Consider the following 15,256-nt stretch of genomic DNA (forward strand, 5'->3'; position numbering starts at 1 on the left):
CTGCAGCATTGGCGAAGGGTGGGGGAGCGGACGGGGTCCGGCATCGCGGTGCGCGTCATGGCAGTTCCACCCGGACGATCACACTGTCCGGCCACACCCCGCCGTCGCGGGCGCGCCGCACTTTCTCGCGCACGCACAGCTCCTGGTGCACGTTCGTCACGCCCGGGACCTTGATCAGCGGCACGATGTTCCATTGCCAGCCGTACCGGCGCCGCAGCACCCGGTTGGCCCGTTCGGCGTCGGCGCCGGACAGGACGGTGGCGCGGCCCGCCAGCGTCCTCGCGCCCGGGCGGACCCGGCCCCGGTAATCGCAGGCCGCGAGTTCGACGTCGCCGCGCGCGGCCAGCCGCCTGGTCTTCGGGCCCGCCTTGGTTCGGAACAACAAGCCGTCGGCGTCGAACGCGAACCAGACCGGGGTGTCGACGGGAGTGCCGTCGCGGCGAAAGGACCGGAGCAGGGCATAGCGGGAACCGTCCAGTTCCGCTCGTGAGGTGATAGCCATAACCACAGTCAATGACTTAGAGTTGACTCTAAGTCAAGCACCAAATCCTCGGGAGGCGCGGTGGCCGGTGGCCGCACGATCGGTGAGATCTCCCGCGAAACCGGGGTCGCCGCGACGACCCTGCGCTACTACGAGCAGATCGGCCTGGTGCCCGAGCCGACGCGACTGGGCGGTCAGCGTCGCTACGACGACTCGATCCTGTCCCGGCTCGAGGTGATCGCGCTGTGCAAGGCCGCGGGGTTCTCGCTCGACGAGATCCAGCTGCTGTTCGCCGACGACGCGCCGGGACGGCCGGCCAGCCGCGCTCTCGCCGAGGCCAAGCTCGCCGAGATCGACGCCCAACTGGAGTCGCTGGCGCGGGCCCGGGCCGTGATCGAGTGGGGGATGCGTTGCACCTGCCCGTCAATTGACGCCTGTACCTGCGGTATTCACCCACCCCACCCCGCCAAGGAGCAGTCATGAGCCAACCGCACCCCCTCGCCGTGCAGAACTTCTCGCACGTCTGCATCGGCGTCTCCGACATCGAGGCGTCCCTAGCCTTCTACACCGCGGTGCTGGGCATGGACGTCGTCTTCGACGTCGAACTCGAGGGCGCCGGACTGGATTCGGTGACCGGCGGGGCCGCCCAGCAGGGCCGCATGATCGGCGGGCTGATCGGGGCCGCGATGGTCGAGCTGCTGTCGCTGGGTACGGTGCCCGAGTGCCCCAGCGGACCGCACCTGGGATACACCAACATCTCGTTCCGGGTCGACGATCTCGACGCGGCCCACGACGCCGTGGCGCGCCTGCACCCCGGCGTGCGGGCCGACCCGCCCGTCGATATCGGGGGAGTGCGGATGTTCTTCATCTACGACCCCGACGACACACCGATCGAGCTGCTGGAATTGCCCGCCGGTGTGACGAGCACGGTACAGCTCTGGCGCCCCGGCAGCTGAAAACGTATCCGCGCCCTGGGCACCGACGTACGCTACGGAAATGACGACAGCCGAGCATCCGGCCACCCTGTGCGAGGCGTTCCAGCGCACCGCCGCGATCGACCCGGATGCGGTCGCGCTGCGGACGCCCGGCGACACCCAGACGTTGACATGGCGAGAGCTCGCGGCGCAGGTGCGCAAGGTCGCCGCCGGCCTCGCGGGCCTGGGGGTGCGCCGCGGCGACACGGTGTCGCTGATGATGGCCAACCGGATCGAGTTCTACCCCTTCGAAATCGGTGCCCAACACCTTGGCGCCACATCGTTTTCGGTGTACAGCACGTTGCCGGCCGAGCAGCTGACGTATCTGTTCGACAATGCCGGCACCAAGGTCGCCATCTGCGAGGCGCAGTACGTGGACCGCATCCGGGCCAGCGGCGCACCCGTCGAGCACATCGTCTGCGTCGACGGTTCGCCGCCCGGCACCCTCTCGGTGGAAGACCTGTATGGCTCCGCCCCAACGGATTTCGACTTCGAGTCCACCTGGCGGGCAGTGCAACCCGACGACGTCGCCACCCTCATCTACACCTCCGGGACTACCGGAAACCCCAAGGGCGTGGAGATGACTCACGCCAACCTGCTGTTCGAGATGTATGCCCTCGACGCCGTCCTGCCGAGCCAGTACGCCGACCGGGTCACGTCGTTTCTGCCGACGGCGCACATCGCCGACCGGGTGATGGGCCTGTACAGCCTGGAGGTGTTCGGCGCTCAGATCACCGTGGTTTCCGACCCGCGCGCCATCGCCGCCGCGCTGCCCGACGCGCGTCCCACCGTGTGGGGTGCCGTGCCGCGGGTATGGGAAAAGCTCAAGGCCGGAATCGAATTCACGATCGCCAACGAGCAGGACGATGTCACACGCCAGGCGTTGCAATGGGCGATGTCGGTGGCCGCCAGGCGTGCCGCCGCCCTGGTGGCCGGGGAGGCGATGCCGGATGACCTGGTCGCCGAATGGGCCAAGGCCGACGAGCTGGTGCTGTCGAAACTGCGCGAGCGGCTCGGCTTCGGCGAATTGCGCTGGGCGGTCTCGGGTGCGGCGCCGATCCCCAAGGAGACGCTGGCCTTCTTCGCCGGCATCGGCATTCCGATCGCCGAGGTCTGGGGGATGTCGGAGCTGAGCTGCGTCGCCACCGTCAGCCACCCCCGCGAGGCGCGCCTGGGCTCGGTCGGCAAGCTGCTCCCCGGGCTGGAGGGCAAGATCGCTGAGGACGGCGAGTTTCTGGTGCGCGGCCCGCTGGTGATGAAGGGCTACCGCAAGGAGCCGGCGAAGACGGCCGAGGCGATCGACGCCGACGGCTGGCTGCACACCGGCGACATCCTCGAGGCCGACACGCAGGGCTATCTGCGGGTGGTGGACCGCAAGAAGGAGCTGATCATCAACGCGGCGGGAAAGAACATGTCACCGGCCAACATTGAGAACTCCATCCTGGCTGCCTGCCCGATGGTCGGGGTGATGATCACCGTCGGCGACGGACGGCCCTACAACACCGCGCTCATGGTGTTCGACGCCGACTCGGTCGGCCCGTATGCCGCCCAACGCGGACTGTCCGACGCGTCACCCGCCGCGCTAGCGGCCGACCCCGAGGTCGTCGCTCAGATTTCCGCCGGGGTGGCGGCGGGCAACGCCAAACTCTCCCGGGTGGAACAGATCAAACGGTTCCGCATCCTGCCCACGCTGTGGGAGCCCGGCGGCGACGAGATCACGCTGACGATGAAGCTCAAGCGCAAGCCGATCATGTCGAAGTACGCCGAGGAGATCGAGCAGCTCTACGCGCCTGACCCGCATCCGGAGGTGCACGAGCCTTCCGGCGCCGCAACGGTGCAGCCGGCATGATCGGCGGGCCAGCGGGGAACGCCCGCGAGATCGGTCGCATCGGAGCGCGAAAGTTGTTGCAGCGCACGGGTCTCATCGAGGAGTCGACGACGCCCCTGGCGACCGACCCGGCCGAGGTGGCCCAATTGCTGCGCGCGCCATGGTATGACGAGCGGCTGAGCAAGCTGGCCGACGACCTCGGCCGCGATCTTCCCGCCGTGCGCGCCGAGGCCGCGTGTTACCTGCGCGAGATGGCGCCCTCGCTGGATGAGCGGGCGGTGCGGGCCTGGCGCAGCTTCAGTTGCTGGCTGATGCGGGCCTACGATGTGCTGGTCGACGAGGATCAGATCGCCCAGCTGCGCAAGCTGGACCGCAAAGCCACTCTGGCGTTTGCCTTTTCGCATCGCTCTTATCTGGACGGGCTGCTGCTGCCGGAGGTGATCCAGGCCAACCGGCTCTCGCCCGCGCTGACGTTCGGTGGTGCCAACCTGAACTTCTTCCCGATGGGTGTCTGGGCCAAGCGAACCGGGACAATCTTCATCCGGCGCCAAACGAAGGACATTCCCGTCTACCGCTTCGTCTTGCGCGCGTACGCCGCGCAGCTGGTGCAAAACCACGCCAACATGACGTGGTCCATCGAAGGCGGCCGGACCAGGACGGGCAAGCTGCGGCCCCCGGTGTTCGGGATCCTGCGGTACATCGCCGACGCCGTCGACGAAATCGACGGCCCCGAGGTGTATTTGGTGCCGACCTCGATCGTGTATGACCAGCTGCACGAGGTGGAAGCCATGACCACCGAGGCCTACGGAGCGACGAAGCGGCCCGAGGATTTTCGCTTCCTGATCCGGCTGGCGCGCCAGCAGGGTGAGCGCCTCGGCCGCGCCTACCTCGACTTCGGCGAACCGCTGCCGCTGCGCAAGCGCCTCGAGGAGCTGCGCGCCTTACAAAAAACATCGGAGTCCGGCACGGGCATCGAGATCGAACGCATCGCGCTGGACGTCGAGCACCGGATCAACCGTGCCACGCCGGTCACCCCGACCGCGGTGGTGAGCCTCGCGCTGCTGGGCGCCGACCGCTCGCTGTCCATCAGCGAGGTGCTGGCCACCGTGCGGCCGCTGGCGAGCTACATCGCGGCGCGCAACTGGACGGTGGCCGGCGCCGCCGACCTGACGAATCGCTCCACCATCCGCTGGACCCTGCACCAGTTGGTTGCCTCGGGCGTCGTCAGCGTGTACGACGCCGGCACCGAACCGGTCTGGGGTATCGGGGCCGAGCAGCACCTGGTCGCCGCGTTCTACCGCAACGCCGCCATTCACATCGTGGTCGACCGCGCGATCGCCGAGACGGCGCTGCTGGCCGCGATCGAAGACGCCGAGGGTTGCGTGGAAGGTTTGGTCCACCCGACGGCCGTGCGCGATGAGGCGCTACGCCTGCGCGAGTTGCTGAAGTTCGAGTTTTTGTTCTCGGCGCGCGCACAGTTCGAGAAGGAACTTGCCGACGAGGTGCGCCTGATCGGGCGGGTGGAAGACACTCGCAAGGCGGCCGGCGCGGCCGACGTGCGCGGCCTGCTGGAAAAGGCCGACGTCCTGTTGGCGCACCTGGTGCTGCGCCCGTTTCTCGACGCCTACCACATCGTCGCCGACAGGCTGGCCGCCTACGACGACGAATCGTTCGACGAGGAAGCGTTTCTCGCCGAGTGCCTCGAGGTGGGCAAGCAGTGGGAGCTGCAGCGCAGAATCGCCAGCGCCGAGTCGCGGTCGATGGAGTTGTTCAAGACGGCGCTGCGATTGGCCCGGCATCGCGAGCTGGTCGACGGTGTCGAGGAGCCGGATATCGCGCGACGCCGGCGCGAGTTCGCCGACGAGATCGCCACCGCGGTCCGGCGGGTCAACGCCATCGCGGAGCTGGCCCGAACGCGTTAGACCGGTTTTCACCCGGCACCGGACTTCACGGACCGTTAACGTTTGGTCGCGATAGTGCATTGGCCCTATCGGTGAAGCGAGGATCTGATGAGTGACAAGTCAACCGGGCAGCCCCGCCCCCTGATCGCGTACATCACCCATGAGATCGCGCCGCAGATCGCCCCCGCGCCGATCGGGCGGACGTGGATGTCTCAGATGCGGCAGGGTTGGCCCCACCGGTGCCTGCCGATGCTCATCGCCAACCAGAGCGGCTGGGAAGTGCGCAACCGCAACGCGTTCACCGCGACGTGGATGGGCGGCGACGACCGCGCGAGCCTGATGATCGCGCCCGACACCCGCGAGAGCGGCCAGTTCCTGCCCTCCAGCCACTTCGGCTACGGCATCTTGACCTGGCATTTGCCGATGCTGTTTCGCACCCCGCCCGGCTACAACCTGTTGGTGCGCGGCCCGGCGAACCATCCGAAGGACGCCATCTCCGCATTGGAAGGCATCGTCGAAACCGATTGGTCCACTTCGAGTTTCAGCATGAACTGGAAATTCACCCGCGAATTCATGCCGGTGCGATTCGAGGTCGACGAGCCGATCTGCATGATCGTTCCGCAGCGCCGGGCCGAGCTGGAAGAATTCGCCCCCGAACTCATGCCCATCGAGTCGGACGAAGAACTGCACCGCAAGCATGAGTTCTTCCTGGGCTCGCGCGGCGCGCTCGGCCGCGAACAGGAGGCGGTGAACGACGCCGCGAACGAGCGGGTGCCGTGGCAAGGCGATTACACGCGGGGCAGGCACAGCGACGGCGAGTCCGGGGCCGACGACCACCAGACCCGTCGCCGCCTGCGGCGGTTCACCGCGCACCAACCCGAGAACCGGGATTAGCGCGGTCACGGCCGTCACCCCAAACGGAGGCAAGGGGCTGGTGCCGGCCTCCCAGCGACAGCAGTTGTCGCTCAAAGGCGGGCATGTGTTCGGGTGCCCGCCGCGCCGTGACCGGTGGGGCAGGTGCGGCCACAGTGGCGATGCCGGTCGACGGGGGACGGCGCGCCGCGCTTAAAGTTGGTGGCATGCCGCTTTCCGGAGAGTACGAGCCATCGCCCTGGGATTGGTCTCGCGAGCAAGCTGACAAGTACGCCGAGTCGGGGGGAGCCGAGGCCGCCGACATGAAGGGCAAGCCGATCATCCTGCTGACCACGGTCGGCGCCAAGACCGGCAAACTCCGCAAGACACCGCTGATGCGCGTCGAGCACGACGGGCAGTACGCCGTCGTCGCCTCGCTCGGGGGGGCGCCGAAACACCCGGTCTGGTATCACAACATCACCAAGAATCCGCGGGTCGAGCTGCAGGACGGCGCCGTCACCCGCGATTACGACGCCCGGGAGGTCTTCGGCGATGAGAAGGCCACCTGGTGGGAGCGGGCCGTCGAGGCGTGGCCCGAATACGCCGAGTACCAGACGAAGACCGACCGTCAGATCCCGGTGTTCGTGCTGACCCCGGTCGGCTGAATTCCGGCGTTGGTCAGCTGGCATGGCACCATTAATCAGTGTCCGCTGAATTGAGCCGTCCCCCGAGCGTCGCGCCGCTGACCGCGGCTGACATCGACACCGCGGCCAAGCGGATCGCGGCCGTCGTGACGCCGACCCCGTTGCAGTTCAGCGACCGGTTGTCGGCCCGCACCGGCGCGCGGGTCTACCTCAAGCGCGAGGACCTGCAGATTGTGCGCTCCTACAAACTCCGCGGCGCCTACAACCTGCTGGTTCAGCTATCCGAGACGGAGCTGGCCGCGGGCGTGGTGTGCTCGTCGGCGGGCAATCACGCCCAAGGCTTTGCCTACGCGTGCCGAATGTTGCAGGTGCACGGCCGCGTCTATGTGCCCGCCAAGACGCCCATGCAAAAGCGTGACCGGATCCGCTACCACGGCGGGGAGTTCATCGACCTGATCGTCGGCGGCGCGACCTACGACCTTGCCGCCGAGGCCGCGCTGGCCGACGTGGAAAGCACCGGCGCCACCCTGGTTCCGCCGTACGACGACCTGCGCACCATGGCGGGCCAGGGCACCATCGCGGTCGAGCTGCTCGATCAACTCGAGACCGAGCCGGATCTGGTGGTGGTCCCGGTGGGCGGGGGCGGCTGCATCGCCGGCATCACCAGCTACCTCGCCGAGCGGACCGACAACTCGTCGGTGCTGGGCGTCGAGCCGGCCGGCGCCGCGGCGATGATGGCGGCGCTGTCCGCCGGCGAGCCGGTGACGCTGAACCACGTCGACCAGTTCGTCGACGGCGCCGCGGTGCGACGGGCCGGCGACCTGACCTACGCCGCGCTGGCGGCCGCCGGCGACATGGTCTCGATCACCGCGGTCGACGAGGGGGCGGTGTGCACCGCGATGCTCGACCTCTACCAAAACGAGGGCATCATCGCCGAACCCGCGGGCGCGCTGTCGGTGACGGGATTGCTGGACGCCGATATCGAACCCGGTTCGACGGTGGTGTGCCTGATCTCCGGCGGCAACAATGACGTCTCGCGCTACGGCGAAGTGCTCGAGCGCTCGCTGGTCCACCTCGGCCTCAAGCACTACTTCCTGGTCGACTTCCCGCAGGAGCCCGGGGCGCTGCGCCGGTTCCTCGACGAGGTGCTCGGACCCGACGACGACATCACGCTCTTCGAGTACGTCAAGCGCAACAACCGGGAGACCGGCGAGGCGCTGGTGGGCATCCAATTGGGATCATCGGCCGACCTGGACGGCCTGCTGACCCGGATACGCGCGACCCAGCTGCACGTCGAAACCCTGAAACCCGGGTCGCCCGCCTACCGCTACCTGCTGCTCTGAACCCCGGGACCGCGATACATGCATGAGCCGTATGGACCCGGTACCGCCGGTTTCGGGCTGGTCAGCGCCGCCACCATCGCCTTGCTCGTGCTGCTTGTGGGTGCGGCGATCTGGTTCGCCTGGCGCGGGCGGCTGGTGCGCGGCGTCTGGGAGAGGGTGTCCAACGCGCCCATGATCGGCGCGGCGCTGGCATGGGCGCGCGACCGGATCGGCGACAGGGGGCGGGCGCTGGCCCGCCGGTTGCCGGCGAGCGAGGTCGCCGGCGTCGCATTGCTACTCGGGCTGGCCGTGGTCGTCACGCTGGCGGTCGGCTTCACCGAAGTGCTCGACGACGTGCTCGAGGGCGACGGCATCGCCGTGATCGACCATCCCGTGACCCGGTGGCTTGCGGCCCACCGTGATCTGTGGCTGACCACCGTCCTGCGGGCGATCACGGTCGCGGGCGGGCCCCTGTTTCTGGTGGCGCTCGCCCTCCCGATTTCCCTTGTTGCCGGGTTGCGGTGCAGGTCGTGGCGGCCCGTGGTGCTCGCCCTGGCGTGTGGCGCGGGGGTGCCACTGGTGCTCTTCACCGCCAAAGCCCTGGTAGGCCGAAACCGCCCGCCCCTGCCTTTCGCCCTGGTCGACGCGGACGGGTATTCGTTTCCCTCCGGGCACGCCACCGGCACCGCGGCCATCATGGTCATCTCCGCGTGGATCCTGACCCGCTGGCTGGTCCCCGGGTGGACCGGGCGCGTGGCGGTGTGGGCGATCGCAATCGGCGCGGCGTTCCTGATCGGGTTCTCGCGCGTCTACCTGGGCGTCCATTACCTCAGCGATGTGCTCTCCGGCTGGCTGCTGGGCATGGCCTGGGCCGGCACCGTCATGCTCGTCGGAACCTGGTGGGACAACGCCCGGCGAGCACGCGCCCGGCAACCGGAGGCCTGAGTTCAGCCTCGTCGCTTCCCCAGGTACGGCGGCGCAGCAGCGCCGGGATCGAGGTCGTCGGCCGGCACCGGCATCCCGGACGTCAGGCTCAGCGGCACCACGCCGGCCCAGTGGGGCAGCGAAAGGTCCTGCGGGTCGTCGACCGGGGGGCCGCTGCGCACCTTGGCCGACACCTCGACGAGGTCGAGGGCGAGCACTCCGGTCGCGGCGAGCTCGCGCGCATCGGGGGCCCGGCAGTCGGCGGCGCGCCCGGGGGCGATGTGATCGAGCAGGCAGCCCAGCGCCCGCGACTTCTCCGCCGGGTCGTCGACCACGCGCGCGTCGCCCACCACGACCACCGAGCGGAAATTCACCGAGTGGTGCATTGCGGAGCGCGCCAGTACCAGCCCGTCGAGCAGGGTGACGGTGACGCACACGGGCAGGCCCGACCCCGCGGCCTCGGCCGTCCTCGCCGCGAGCAAGGGGCCGCTGCCGGTCGAACCGTGCAGGTAGAGCGTCTCCTCGAGCCGTGCGTGCGTGGTCGGCAGCACCACCGGACGGCCGGCACTCAGGTAGCCCAGGTGGCAGATCAGCGCCTCGTCCAGGATGTCGTGGACGGTGCGACGGTCGTAGCGTGCGCGCTCCCGAGAGCGGGTCGGCGTGGTGCGTGACGTCGGTCGGTATGCGGTTTCCACGGAATTGCCCACTGATTTGTCCTAGTACATAATATAATGTGTGCCAGTACAAAGCAGCATAACCGGAAGCGGTGCGGATTCCATAGCCGCCAGCATCGAGACGGCGATCTCGGCCGGCTCGCTGGCGCCCGGCGACGCGCTACCGCCCGTCCGCGAGCTGGCCACCCAACTCGGCGTGAACGCCAACACCGCCGCCGCGGCCTACCGGCTGCTGCGCGATCGCGGGGCGGTCGAGACCGGCGGCCGCCGCGGCACCCGGGTGCGGTACCGGCCGGCGACCACCCCGCGCTCGCTGCTCGGGCTCGAGGTGCCCGAGGGCGTGCACGACCTGTCGACCGGCAACCCGCACCCGGGGCTGCTGCCCATCGCGCGCGTCGCCGCTGCAAGTCCGGCGCCGGCCCGGCCGGTGCTCTACGGCGAGCCGGCCATCTCGCCGGAGCTGGAGGAGTTCGCGCGCAGCGCGCTGTCCACCGCCGGGGTGCCCGCCGAGCACCTCGCGGTGACCAGCGGCGCGCTGGACGGCATCGAGCGCGCGCTCACCGCGCATCTTCGTCCCGGCGACCGGGTCGCCATCGAGGATCCGGGCTGGGCTAATCTGTTTGATCTTCTTGCCGCACTGGGACTTTCGGCCGAACCGGTACGAGTGGACGACGACGGGCCGTTGCCCGCCGACCTGGCCCGGGCGCTGGGGCGCGGGGTGCGCGCGCTGGTCGTGACCAACCGCGCGCAGAACCCGACCGGCGCCGCGCTGTCGGCGGATCGCGCCGAGAGCCTGCGGGAGGTGTTGTCCCCCCGGGCCGACGAGGTGCTGCTGGTCGAAGACGATCACTGCGCGGGCATTGCCGGCGCGCCGCTGCACACCTTGGCCGGCTGCACCCGGCACTGGGCGTTCGTCCGCTCGGCGTCCAAGGCCTACGGCCCCGACCTGCGCGTGGCCGTTGTGGCGGGCGACCACCGGACCATCGAGCGCGTGCATGGCCGCTTGCGGCTCGGGCCCGGCTGGGTGAGCCACGTCCTGCAGCGGCTGGCCGTCGGCCTGTGGTCCGACGAGGCGGCATCGCAGGCGGTCGCGAGCGCCGAGCGGCACTACGCCGACCGACGTTCGCGGCTGCGCGGCGCACTGGCCGGGCGCGGCCTCGACGCGCACGGGCGTTCCGGGCTCAACGTGTGGGTTCCGGTTCCCGACGAGGCGGTCGTGATCTCACGACTGCTCGGCGCGGGCTGGGCCGCGGCGCCGGGCGCGCGGTTCCGCATGCAGACGCCGGCGGGCATCCGCATCACCATCTCGGACCTGGCACCCGACGAGATCGATCCCCTCGCCGACGCAGTCGCCCAGGCGGTGCGCCCCGCCGGCCGGCCCACCGTGTAGCCGCGGGTCAGGCGCTCTCGTCGTCACCCGTGCCGGGGCCGGTCCACAACATCTCCACGGTGGGATACGGCGGCAGGTCGCGGCGCACGGTGCGCCGAGTGTTGATGCCGCGGCGAGGCGGCTTATGCCGGCAGATCCGCCGCAGCTTGTGACCGAATTCAGAATGACTCATGGCCGCATCATCGAGGGTTGCCCCGCGCGGCCGCCAATCACTTATCCACAGCCCCGTCGGGCATCGCCAGGATGGCGAACGAATGACCTTGCAGCACAGCGCCGTCGGCATCGACGGCCGGCTCGTCCCAGGCCAGCACCACGTCGCCGCTGAGGGGCACCCGCACCGGCTCGGCGCTCAGGTTGCACACGATGCGCAACCGCCCGCGCGCCATGGCGATCCAGCCCTGGTCCTCGTCGTAGTCGACCGTGAGGTGTTCCAGCCAGGGGTCGGCCAGGTCCGGGTCGGCGCGCCGCAACGCGATCAGGTCGCGATACAGGCGGCGCAGGCGGGCGTGCTCGCCGGCGTCGACCTCGCCCCAGTTCAGCTTGGAGCGCGCGAACGTCTCGGGGTCCTGCGGGTCGGGGATCTCGTCCGCGTCCCAGCCGTGTTCGGCGAACTCGGCCTTGCGTCCTTCGGCGGTGGCCCGGGCCAGCTCCGGTTCGGGATGGGAGCTGAAAAACTGGAACGGTGTGGAGGCGCCATATTCCTCGCCCATGAAAAGCATTGCGGTGTAGGGCGATCCGAGCGTGAGCACCGCCTTGATGGCCAGCTGTCCACCGGTCAGGTTCTGTGAGGGCCGATCTCCCAGGGCGCGGTTGCCGACCTGGTCGTGGGTGCAGGTGTAGGCGACCAGCCGGGTGGCCGGGATGCCCGACTTCTCGGTCGTGTCCAGCGGCCGGCCGTGGCGGCGGCGCCGGAACGACGAATAGGTCGCGGCGTGAAAGAAGCCGTGGCGCAGCGTGCGCGCAAGGGTGGCAAGGCTGCCGAAGTCGGCGTAGTAGCCCTGGCGCTCGCCGGACACCGCGGTGTGGACGGCGTGATGAATGTCGTCGGCCCACTGTGCGGTCAGGCCGTAACCGCGGCGATCGCGCGGGGTGACCAGCCGGGGATCGTTCAGGTCGCTCTCGGCGATCAGCGACAGCGGGCGCCCCAACTGCTGTGCCAGCCAATCCGTTTCGGTGGCCAGCTCCTCGAGGATATCGATGGCGGTGGTGTCCACCAGCGCGTGAACTGCGTCCAGCCGCAGGCCGTCGGCATGAAAATCGCGCATCCAGCGCAGCGCGCAGCCGATGATGTAACGACGGACCTCGTCGGAGTCGGCGTCGGCGATGTTGATGCCTTCACCCCACGGGTTGCTCGCCGAGGACAGGTAGGGGCCGAACCGCGGCAGGTAGTTGCCGGACGGGCCGAGGTGGTTGAACACCGCGTCGATCAGCACTCCCAAACCCTTTGCGTGGCAGGCGTCGACGAAACGCACCAGCGCGTCGGGGCCGCCGTACGGTTCATGCACGCTGTACCACAGCACCCCGTCGTAGCCCCAACCGTGGCTGCCGGCAAAGGAATTCACCGGCATCAGCTCGACGAAGTCGATGCCGAGGTTCACCAGATAGTCCAGCTTGTCGATGGCGGAGTCGAGGGTCCCGGCCTCGGTGAACGTGCCCAGGTGTAGCTCGTAGATCACCGCGCCTTCCACGGGCCGGCCGGCCCACCCGGTGTCGGTCCACGTCGCCGCGTCCGGATCCCACAGCTGGGAGCGGGCGTGCACGCCGTCGGGTTGGCGGGGCGAGCGCGGGTCGGGCAGCACGGTGGGGTCGTCGTCGAGCAGGTATCCGTAGCGTGCGTCCGGCACGGTGTCCACGCTCGCATGCCACCAGCCGTCCGCCGAACGCGTCATCGCGTGCACCCGGCCGTCGACGTCGAGGCGAACCAGCTCGGGTTTGGGCGCCCAGACCCCGAAGTCAGTCATGATGGCGCTCCAGCAGCACGACGGGCAGCTCGGCGAACAATTGAGTGGCCGAGGTCGGTCCGTCCGCGATGGCCCCGGTGAGGGTGTCCTTCCAGGTGCCGCCGGGCAGCGGCAACACCGTGTTGCCCCAACCGGTTTCGGTCAGCCGCACGGTCCAGCGGGTCACCGCGACCACGATGTCCTCGCCCCGGCGGAAGGCCACCACGTGATCGCCGGCATCACCCTCGGCGAGCACCGGGACGTAGTCGCCGCCCACGAAGCTGTCCGGGTGGGCGCGCCGCACGCGCAGCGCGGTGGTGACGACCCGGATCTTCGGGTGCTGCAGCGCCTGCAGGGCGGCGCGCCGGGCCGGGTAATCGACCGGGCGGCGATTGTCCGGGTCGACCAGGCTGTCGTCCCACAGCTCGGTGCCCTGGTAAACGTCCGGTATCCCGGGCACGGTCAGCGCCAGCAGCTTCTGGCCCAGCGCGTCACTCGCGGCGTGCGGATTGAGTTGTGCGACAAGCTCGGTCAGCTGGCCGGCGACCGGCCCGTCGAGCACGGTGTCCAGCCAGCGGTGTATCGCGTCCTCGAAGGCGGTGTCCGGGTCGTTCCACGAGGTGTGCCAGGCCGCTTCCCGGATGGCCTTTTCGGCGTAGCCGTGTAGCCGGTCGCGCAGCTCGGTGGTGACCTTTCCTTTTTCGAGACCGCTGGTCGGCCACACGCCGAAGATGTTCTGCCACAAGAACCGTCCGGTCGCGGGGTCGGGGGAGGGCGCGGCGCTCTCCCACCGGGCGACGAACTCGGCCCACAGCGAGGGCACCTGGGACAGGACCCCGATCCGGGCGCGCACGTCCTCGCCGCGTTTGGTGTCATGGGTGGTCAGCGTCGTCATGGTCTGCGGCCACAGCCGCGCGCGGGTGGCGGCGCTGTGGTGGAACTCGGCCGCGCCGACACCGAAGCGGTGCGGCTCGCCGCCCACCTCGTTCAGCGAAACCAGCCGGGCGTCGCGGTAGAACAGGCAGTCCTCGACGGCCTTGGCGGTGACGGCCCCGCAGAGCTGCTGCAGCCGGGTGGCCGGCTCGCCGCCGCGGGCCAGCGCCGCAGCCAATACCTGCAGCGGCGGGCCCAATTCCGATGCGGCCGCCTCGGTTTCGGCCAGCGCGGTGGGCAGCAGCGCGGCCAGGCCGGGATAGTCGCTGCGGTAGACCCCGATATGGCAAAGCAGCGCGGCCACCGCCTCGGGCAGGCGCGGATGATCGGCGCCCGCGGCCGCCGCGATGCTGCGGCGCAACCGGCCCAGCTCGCTGGCCAACGTGTCGGTGGCCGAACGGACCTTGAGGTCGGCCAGCATGTCCGGCAGCTCCTGATGGTCCACGCCGGAGGACTCCACCAGCGCGGTCAGCGCCGGGGCGCCCTGCGGATCCACGAAGACGCCGCCGATTTCACGCAGCACGTCATAACCGGTGGTGCCACCGACGGGCAGGGTGGGCTCGAGCGCCTCGTCGGCCGCCAGGATCTTCTCGATCACGATCCAGGCCGACGGGCCGACCAATTCGCGCAGCCACGCCAAATAGCCGCACGGATCGGACAGCCCGTCGGGGTGGTCGATGCGCACGCCGTCGACCAGTCCCTCGGCGAACCACCGCCCGACTTCGGCGTGGGTGGCGTCGAACACCGCGCGATCTTCTTGGCGCAGTCCCGCCAGCGAGGTGATCGAGAAGAACCGGCGATAGCCGCACACGCCGTTGCGCCAGCCCACCAGCCGGTAGTGCTGGCGATCGTGCACCTCGGGGCCGGTGCCCCCGGCGGTCCCGGGCGCGATCGGCAGCGCCAGGTCGCCCAGGCGCAACAGGTCGCCGTCGACGGTGAGGTCGGCGGCGTCGTCGTCGGAGCCCAGGACCGGCAGCACGATGCGCCCGTCCGGGTCGAGATCCCAGTCGATGTCGAAAAACGTTGCGTAGGGCGAAGAACGGCCGTTCCGCAGGACGTCCCACCACCACGGGTTCTGCCGGGGCTGGTCGATTCCGACATGGTTGGGCACGATGTCGACGACCAGGCCGAGGCCACGCGCCCGCGCCGCCGCCGACAGCCGTGCCAGGCCGTCGCGGCCGCCCAACTCGGGGGACACCGTCGTCGGGTCGGTGACGTCGTAGCCGTGGCTCGACCCGGTGGTCGCGGTCATGATCGGGGACAGGTACAGGTGCGTCACCCCGAGGTCGTCCAGGTAATCCAGCAGGTTTTCCGCGTCGGCGAAGGTGAACGCGGACCCACTCGATTCACCACGCAGCTGCAGCCGATAGGTAGACAGGATCGGTAAATCCAT

At 69.6% G+C, this 15,256-nt stretch carries 14 protein-coding genes; 9 read left to right on the plus strand and 5 right to left on the minus strand.

Translation table 11 applies throughout. The features are described from left to right. Window positions 1-55: 55 nt before the first annotated feature. On the minus strand, window positions 56-502 hold the full coding sequence (locus A5775_RS22950) for a PPOX class F420-dependent oxidoreductase (protein WP_067257643.1): 447 nt from the start codon (window positions 500-502) through the stop codon (window positions 56-58). 60 nt (window positions 503-562) lie between these two features. Here A5775_RS22950 and A5775_RS22955 point away from each other — a divergent pair, with 60 nt between their 5' ends. The 8 genes from A5775_RS22955 to A5775_RS22990 all read left to right on the plus strand — a co-directional run bounded on the left by A5775_RS22955 (window position 563) and on the right by A5775_RS22990 (window position 8,947). After that, window positions 563-964, plus strand: coding sequence for a helix-turn-helix domain-containing protein (locus tag A5775_RS22955; protein ID WP_067257647.1), 402 nt, complete (start codon window positions 563-565; stop codon window positions 962-964). Further along, window positions 961-1,437 carry a VOC family protein gene (locus A5775_RS22960; RefSeq protein ID WP_067257650.1) on the plus strand — a complete coding sequence of 159 codons (477 nt, stop codon included), beginning with the start codon at window positions 961-963 and terminating at the stop codon, window positions 1,435-1,437. Before A5775_RS22955 ends, A5775_RS22960 begins: the two co-directional genes overlap by 4 nt. A 40-nt stretch (window positions 1,438-1,477) precedes the next feature. Beyond that, the gene (gene fadD11 / locus A5775_RS22965; protein WP_067257653.1) at window positions 1,478-3,304 is read left to right on the plus strand and encodes a fatty acid--CoA ligase FadD11; all 1,827 of its coding nucleotides are present in this window, start codon (window positions 1,478-1,480) and stop codon (window positions 3,302-3,304) included. After that, window positions 3,301-5,205 (plus strand): lysophospholipid acyltransferase, encoded by a 1,905-nt coding sequence (locus tag A5775_RS22970; protein ID WP_067257656.1) that lies wholly within the window; start codon window positions 3,301-3,303, stop codon window positions 5,203-5,205. Before fadD11 ends, A5775_RS22970 begins: the two co-directional genes overlap by 4 nt. 87 nt (window positions 5,206-5,292) lie before the next feature. Next, window positions 5,293-6,078, plus strand: coding sequence for a DUF6065 family protein (locus A5775_RS22975; protein WP_067257660.1), 786 nt, complete (start codon window positions 5,293-5,295; stop codon window positions 6,076-6,078). Window positions 6,079-6,263: 185 nt separating this feature from the next. Then, window positions 6,264-6,701 carry a nitroreductase family deazaflavin-dependent oxidoreductase gene (locus tag A5775_RS22980; RefSeq protein WP_067257663.1) on the plus strand — a complete coding sequence of 146 codons (438 nt, stop codon included), beginning with the start codon at window positions 6,264-6,266 and terminating at the stop codon, window positions 6,699-6,701. Between the two features lie 38 nt (window positions 6,702-6,739). Next, complete coding sequence (gene ilvA, locus A5775_RS22985) at window positions 6,740-8,023, plus strand: threonine ammonia-lyase (protein ID WP_067257667.1); 1,284 nt, start codon at window positions 6,740-6,742, stop codon at window positions 8,021-8,023. 18 nt (window positions 8,024-8,041) lie between these two features. Beyond that, entirely contained in the window at window positions 8,042-8,947 is a 906-nt protein-coding gene (locus A5775_RS22990) for a phosphatase PAP2 family protein (RefSeq protein WP_067257670.1), read from the plus strand. Between the two features lie 2 nt (window positions 8,948-8,949). Here A5775_RS22990 and A5775_RS22995 read toward each other — a convergent pair whose 3' ends face one another. Further along, window positions 8,950-9,633 carry a pyridoxamine 5'-phosphate oxidase family protein gene (locus tag A5775_RS22995; protein WP_067257673.1) on the minus strand — a complete coding sequence of 228 codons (684 nt, stop codon included), beginning with the start codon at window positions 9,631-9,633 and terminating at the stop codon, window positions 8,950-8,952. A 28-nt stretch (window positions 9,634-9,661) separates the two neighbouring features. On the opposite strand from A5775_RS22995, the gene A5775_RS23000 reads away from it, so the two are divergent. Continuing rightward, window positions 9,662-10,990, plus strand: a complete 1,329-nt coding sequence (locus A5775_RS23000; RefSeq protein ID WP_067257677.1) for an aminotransferase class I/II-fold pyridoxal phosphate-dependent enzyme — start codon at window positions 9,662-9,664, stop codon at window positions 10,988-10,990. A 7-nt stretch (window positions 10,991-10,997) separates the two neighbouring features. Here the strand turns inward: A5775_RS23000 and A5775_RS25755 are convergent, their stop codons facing one another. Genes A5775_RS25755 through treY form a run of 3 tightly spaced genes read right to left on the minus strand, consistent with a single transcriptional unit; the run spans window position 10,998 to window position 15,256 of the window. Beyond that, window positions 10,998-11,162: a hypothetical protein gene (locus A5775_RS25755; protein WP_197512853.1), complete on the minus strand. Its 165-nt coding sequence runs from the start codon at window positions 11,160-11,162 to the stop codon at window positions 10,998-11,000. 37 nt (window positions 11,163-11,199) lie between these two features. After that, window positions 11,200-12,951 (minus strand): malto-oligosyltrehalose trehalohydrolase, encoded by a 1,752-nt coding sequence (treZ, locus tag A5775_RS23005; RefSeq protein ID WP_067257680.1) that lies wholly within the window; start codon window positions 12,949-12,951, stop codon window positions 11,200-11,202. After that, window positions 12,944-15,256 carry a malto-oligosyltrehalose synthase gene (gene treY / locus A5775_RS23010; protein WP_067257683.1) on the minus strand — a complete coding sequence of 771 codons (2,313 nt, stop codon included), beginning with the start codon at window positions 15,254-15,256 and terminating at the stop codon, window positions 12,944-12,946. The genes treZ and treY overlap by 8 nt, the downstream gene beginning before the upstream one ends.

The organism is Mycobacterium sp. 852002-10029_SCH5224772 (assembly GCF_001667315.1).
Classification (GTDB): Bacteria; Actinomycetota; Actinomycetes; order Mycobacteriales; family Mycobacteriaceae; genus Mycobacterium.

Coding starts and splice junctions, on each gene's coding strand:
- A5775_RS22950 (WP_067257643.1), bottom strand. CDS start 502: ATGGCTATCACCTCACGAGCGGAACTGGACGGTTCCCGCTATGCCCTG.
- A5775_RS22960 (WP_067257650.1), top strand. CDS start 961: ATGAGCCAACCGCACCCCCTCGCCGTGCAGAACTTCTCGCACGTCTGC.
- fadD11 (WP_067257653.1), top strand. CDS start 1,478: ATGACGACAGCCGAGCATCCGGCCACCCTGTGCGAGGCGTTCCAGCGC.
- A5775_RS22970 (WP_067257656.1), top strand. CDS start 3,301: ATGATCGGCGGGCCAGCGGGGAACGCCCGCGAGATCGGTCGCATCGGA.
- A5775_RS22975 (WP_067257660.1), top strand. CDS start 5,293: ATGAGTGACAAGTCAACCGGGCAGCCCCGCCCCCTGATCGCGTACATC.
- A5775_RS22980 (WP_067257663.1), top strand. CDS start 6,264: ATGCCGCTTTCCGGAGAGTACGAGCCATCGCCCTGGGATTGGTCTCGC.
- A5775_RS22990 (WP_067257670.1), top strand. CDS start 8,042: ATGCATGAGCCGTATGGACCCGGTACCGCCGGTTTCGGGCTGGTCAGC.
- A5775_RS25755 (WP_197512853.1), bottom strand. CDS start 11,162: ATGAGTCATTCTGAATTCGGTCACAAGCTGCGGCGGATCTGCCGGCAT.
- treZ (WP_067257680.1), bottom strand. CDS start 12,951: ATGACTGACTTCGGGGTCTGGGCGCCCAAACCCGAGCTGGTTCGCCTC.
- treY (WP_067257683.1), bottom strand. CDS start 15,256: ATGGATTTACCGATCCTGTCTACCTATCGGCTGCAGCTGCGTGGTGAA.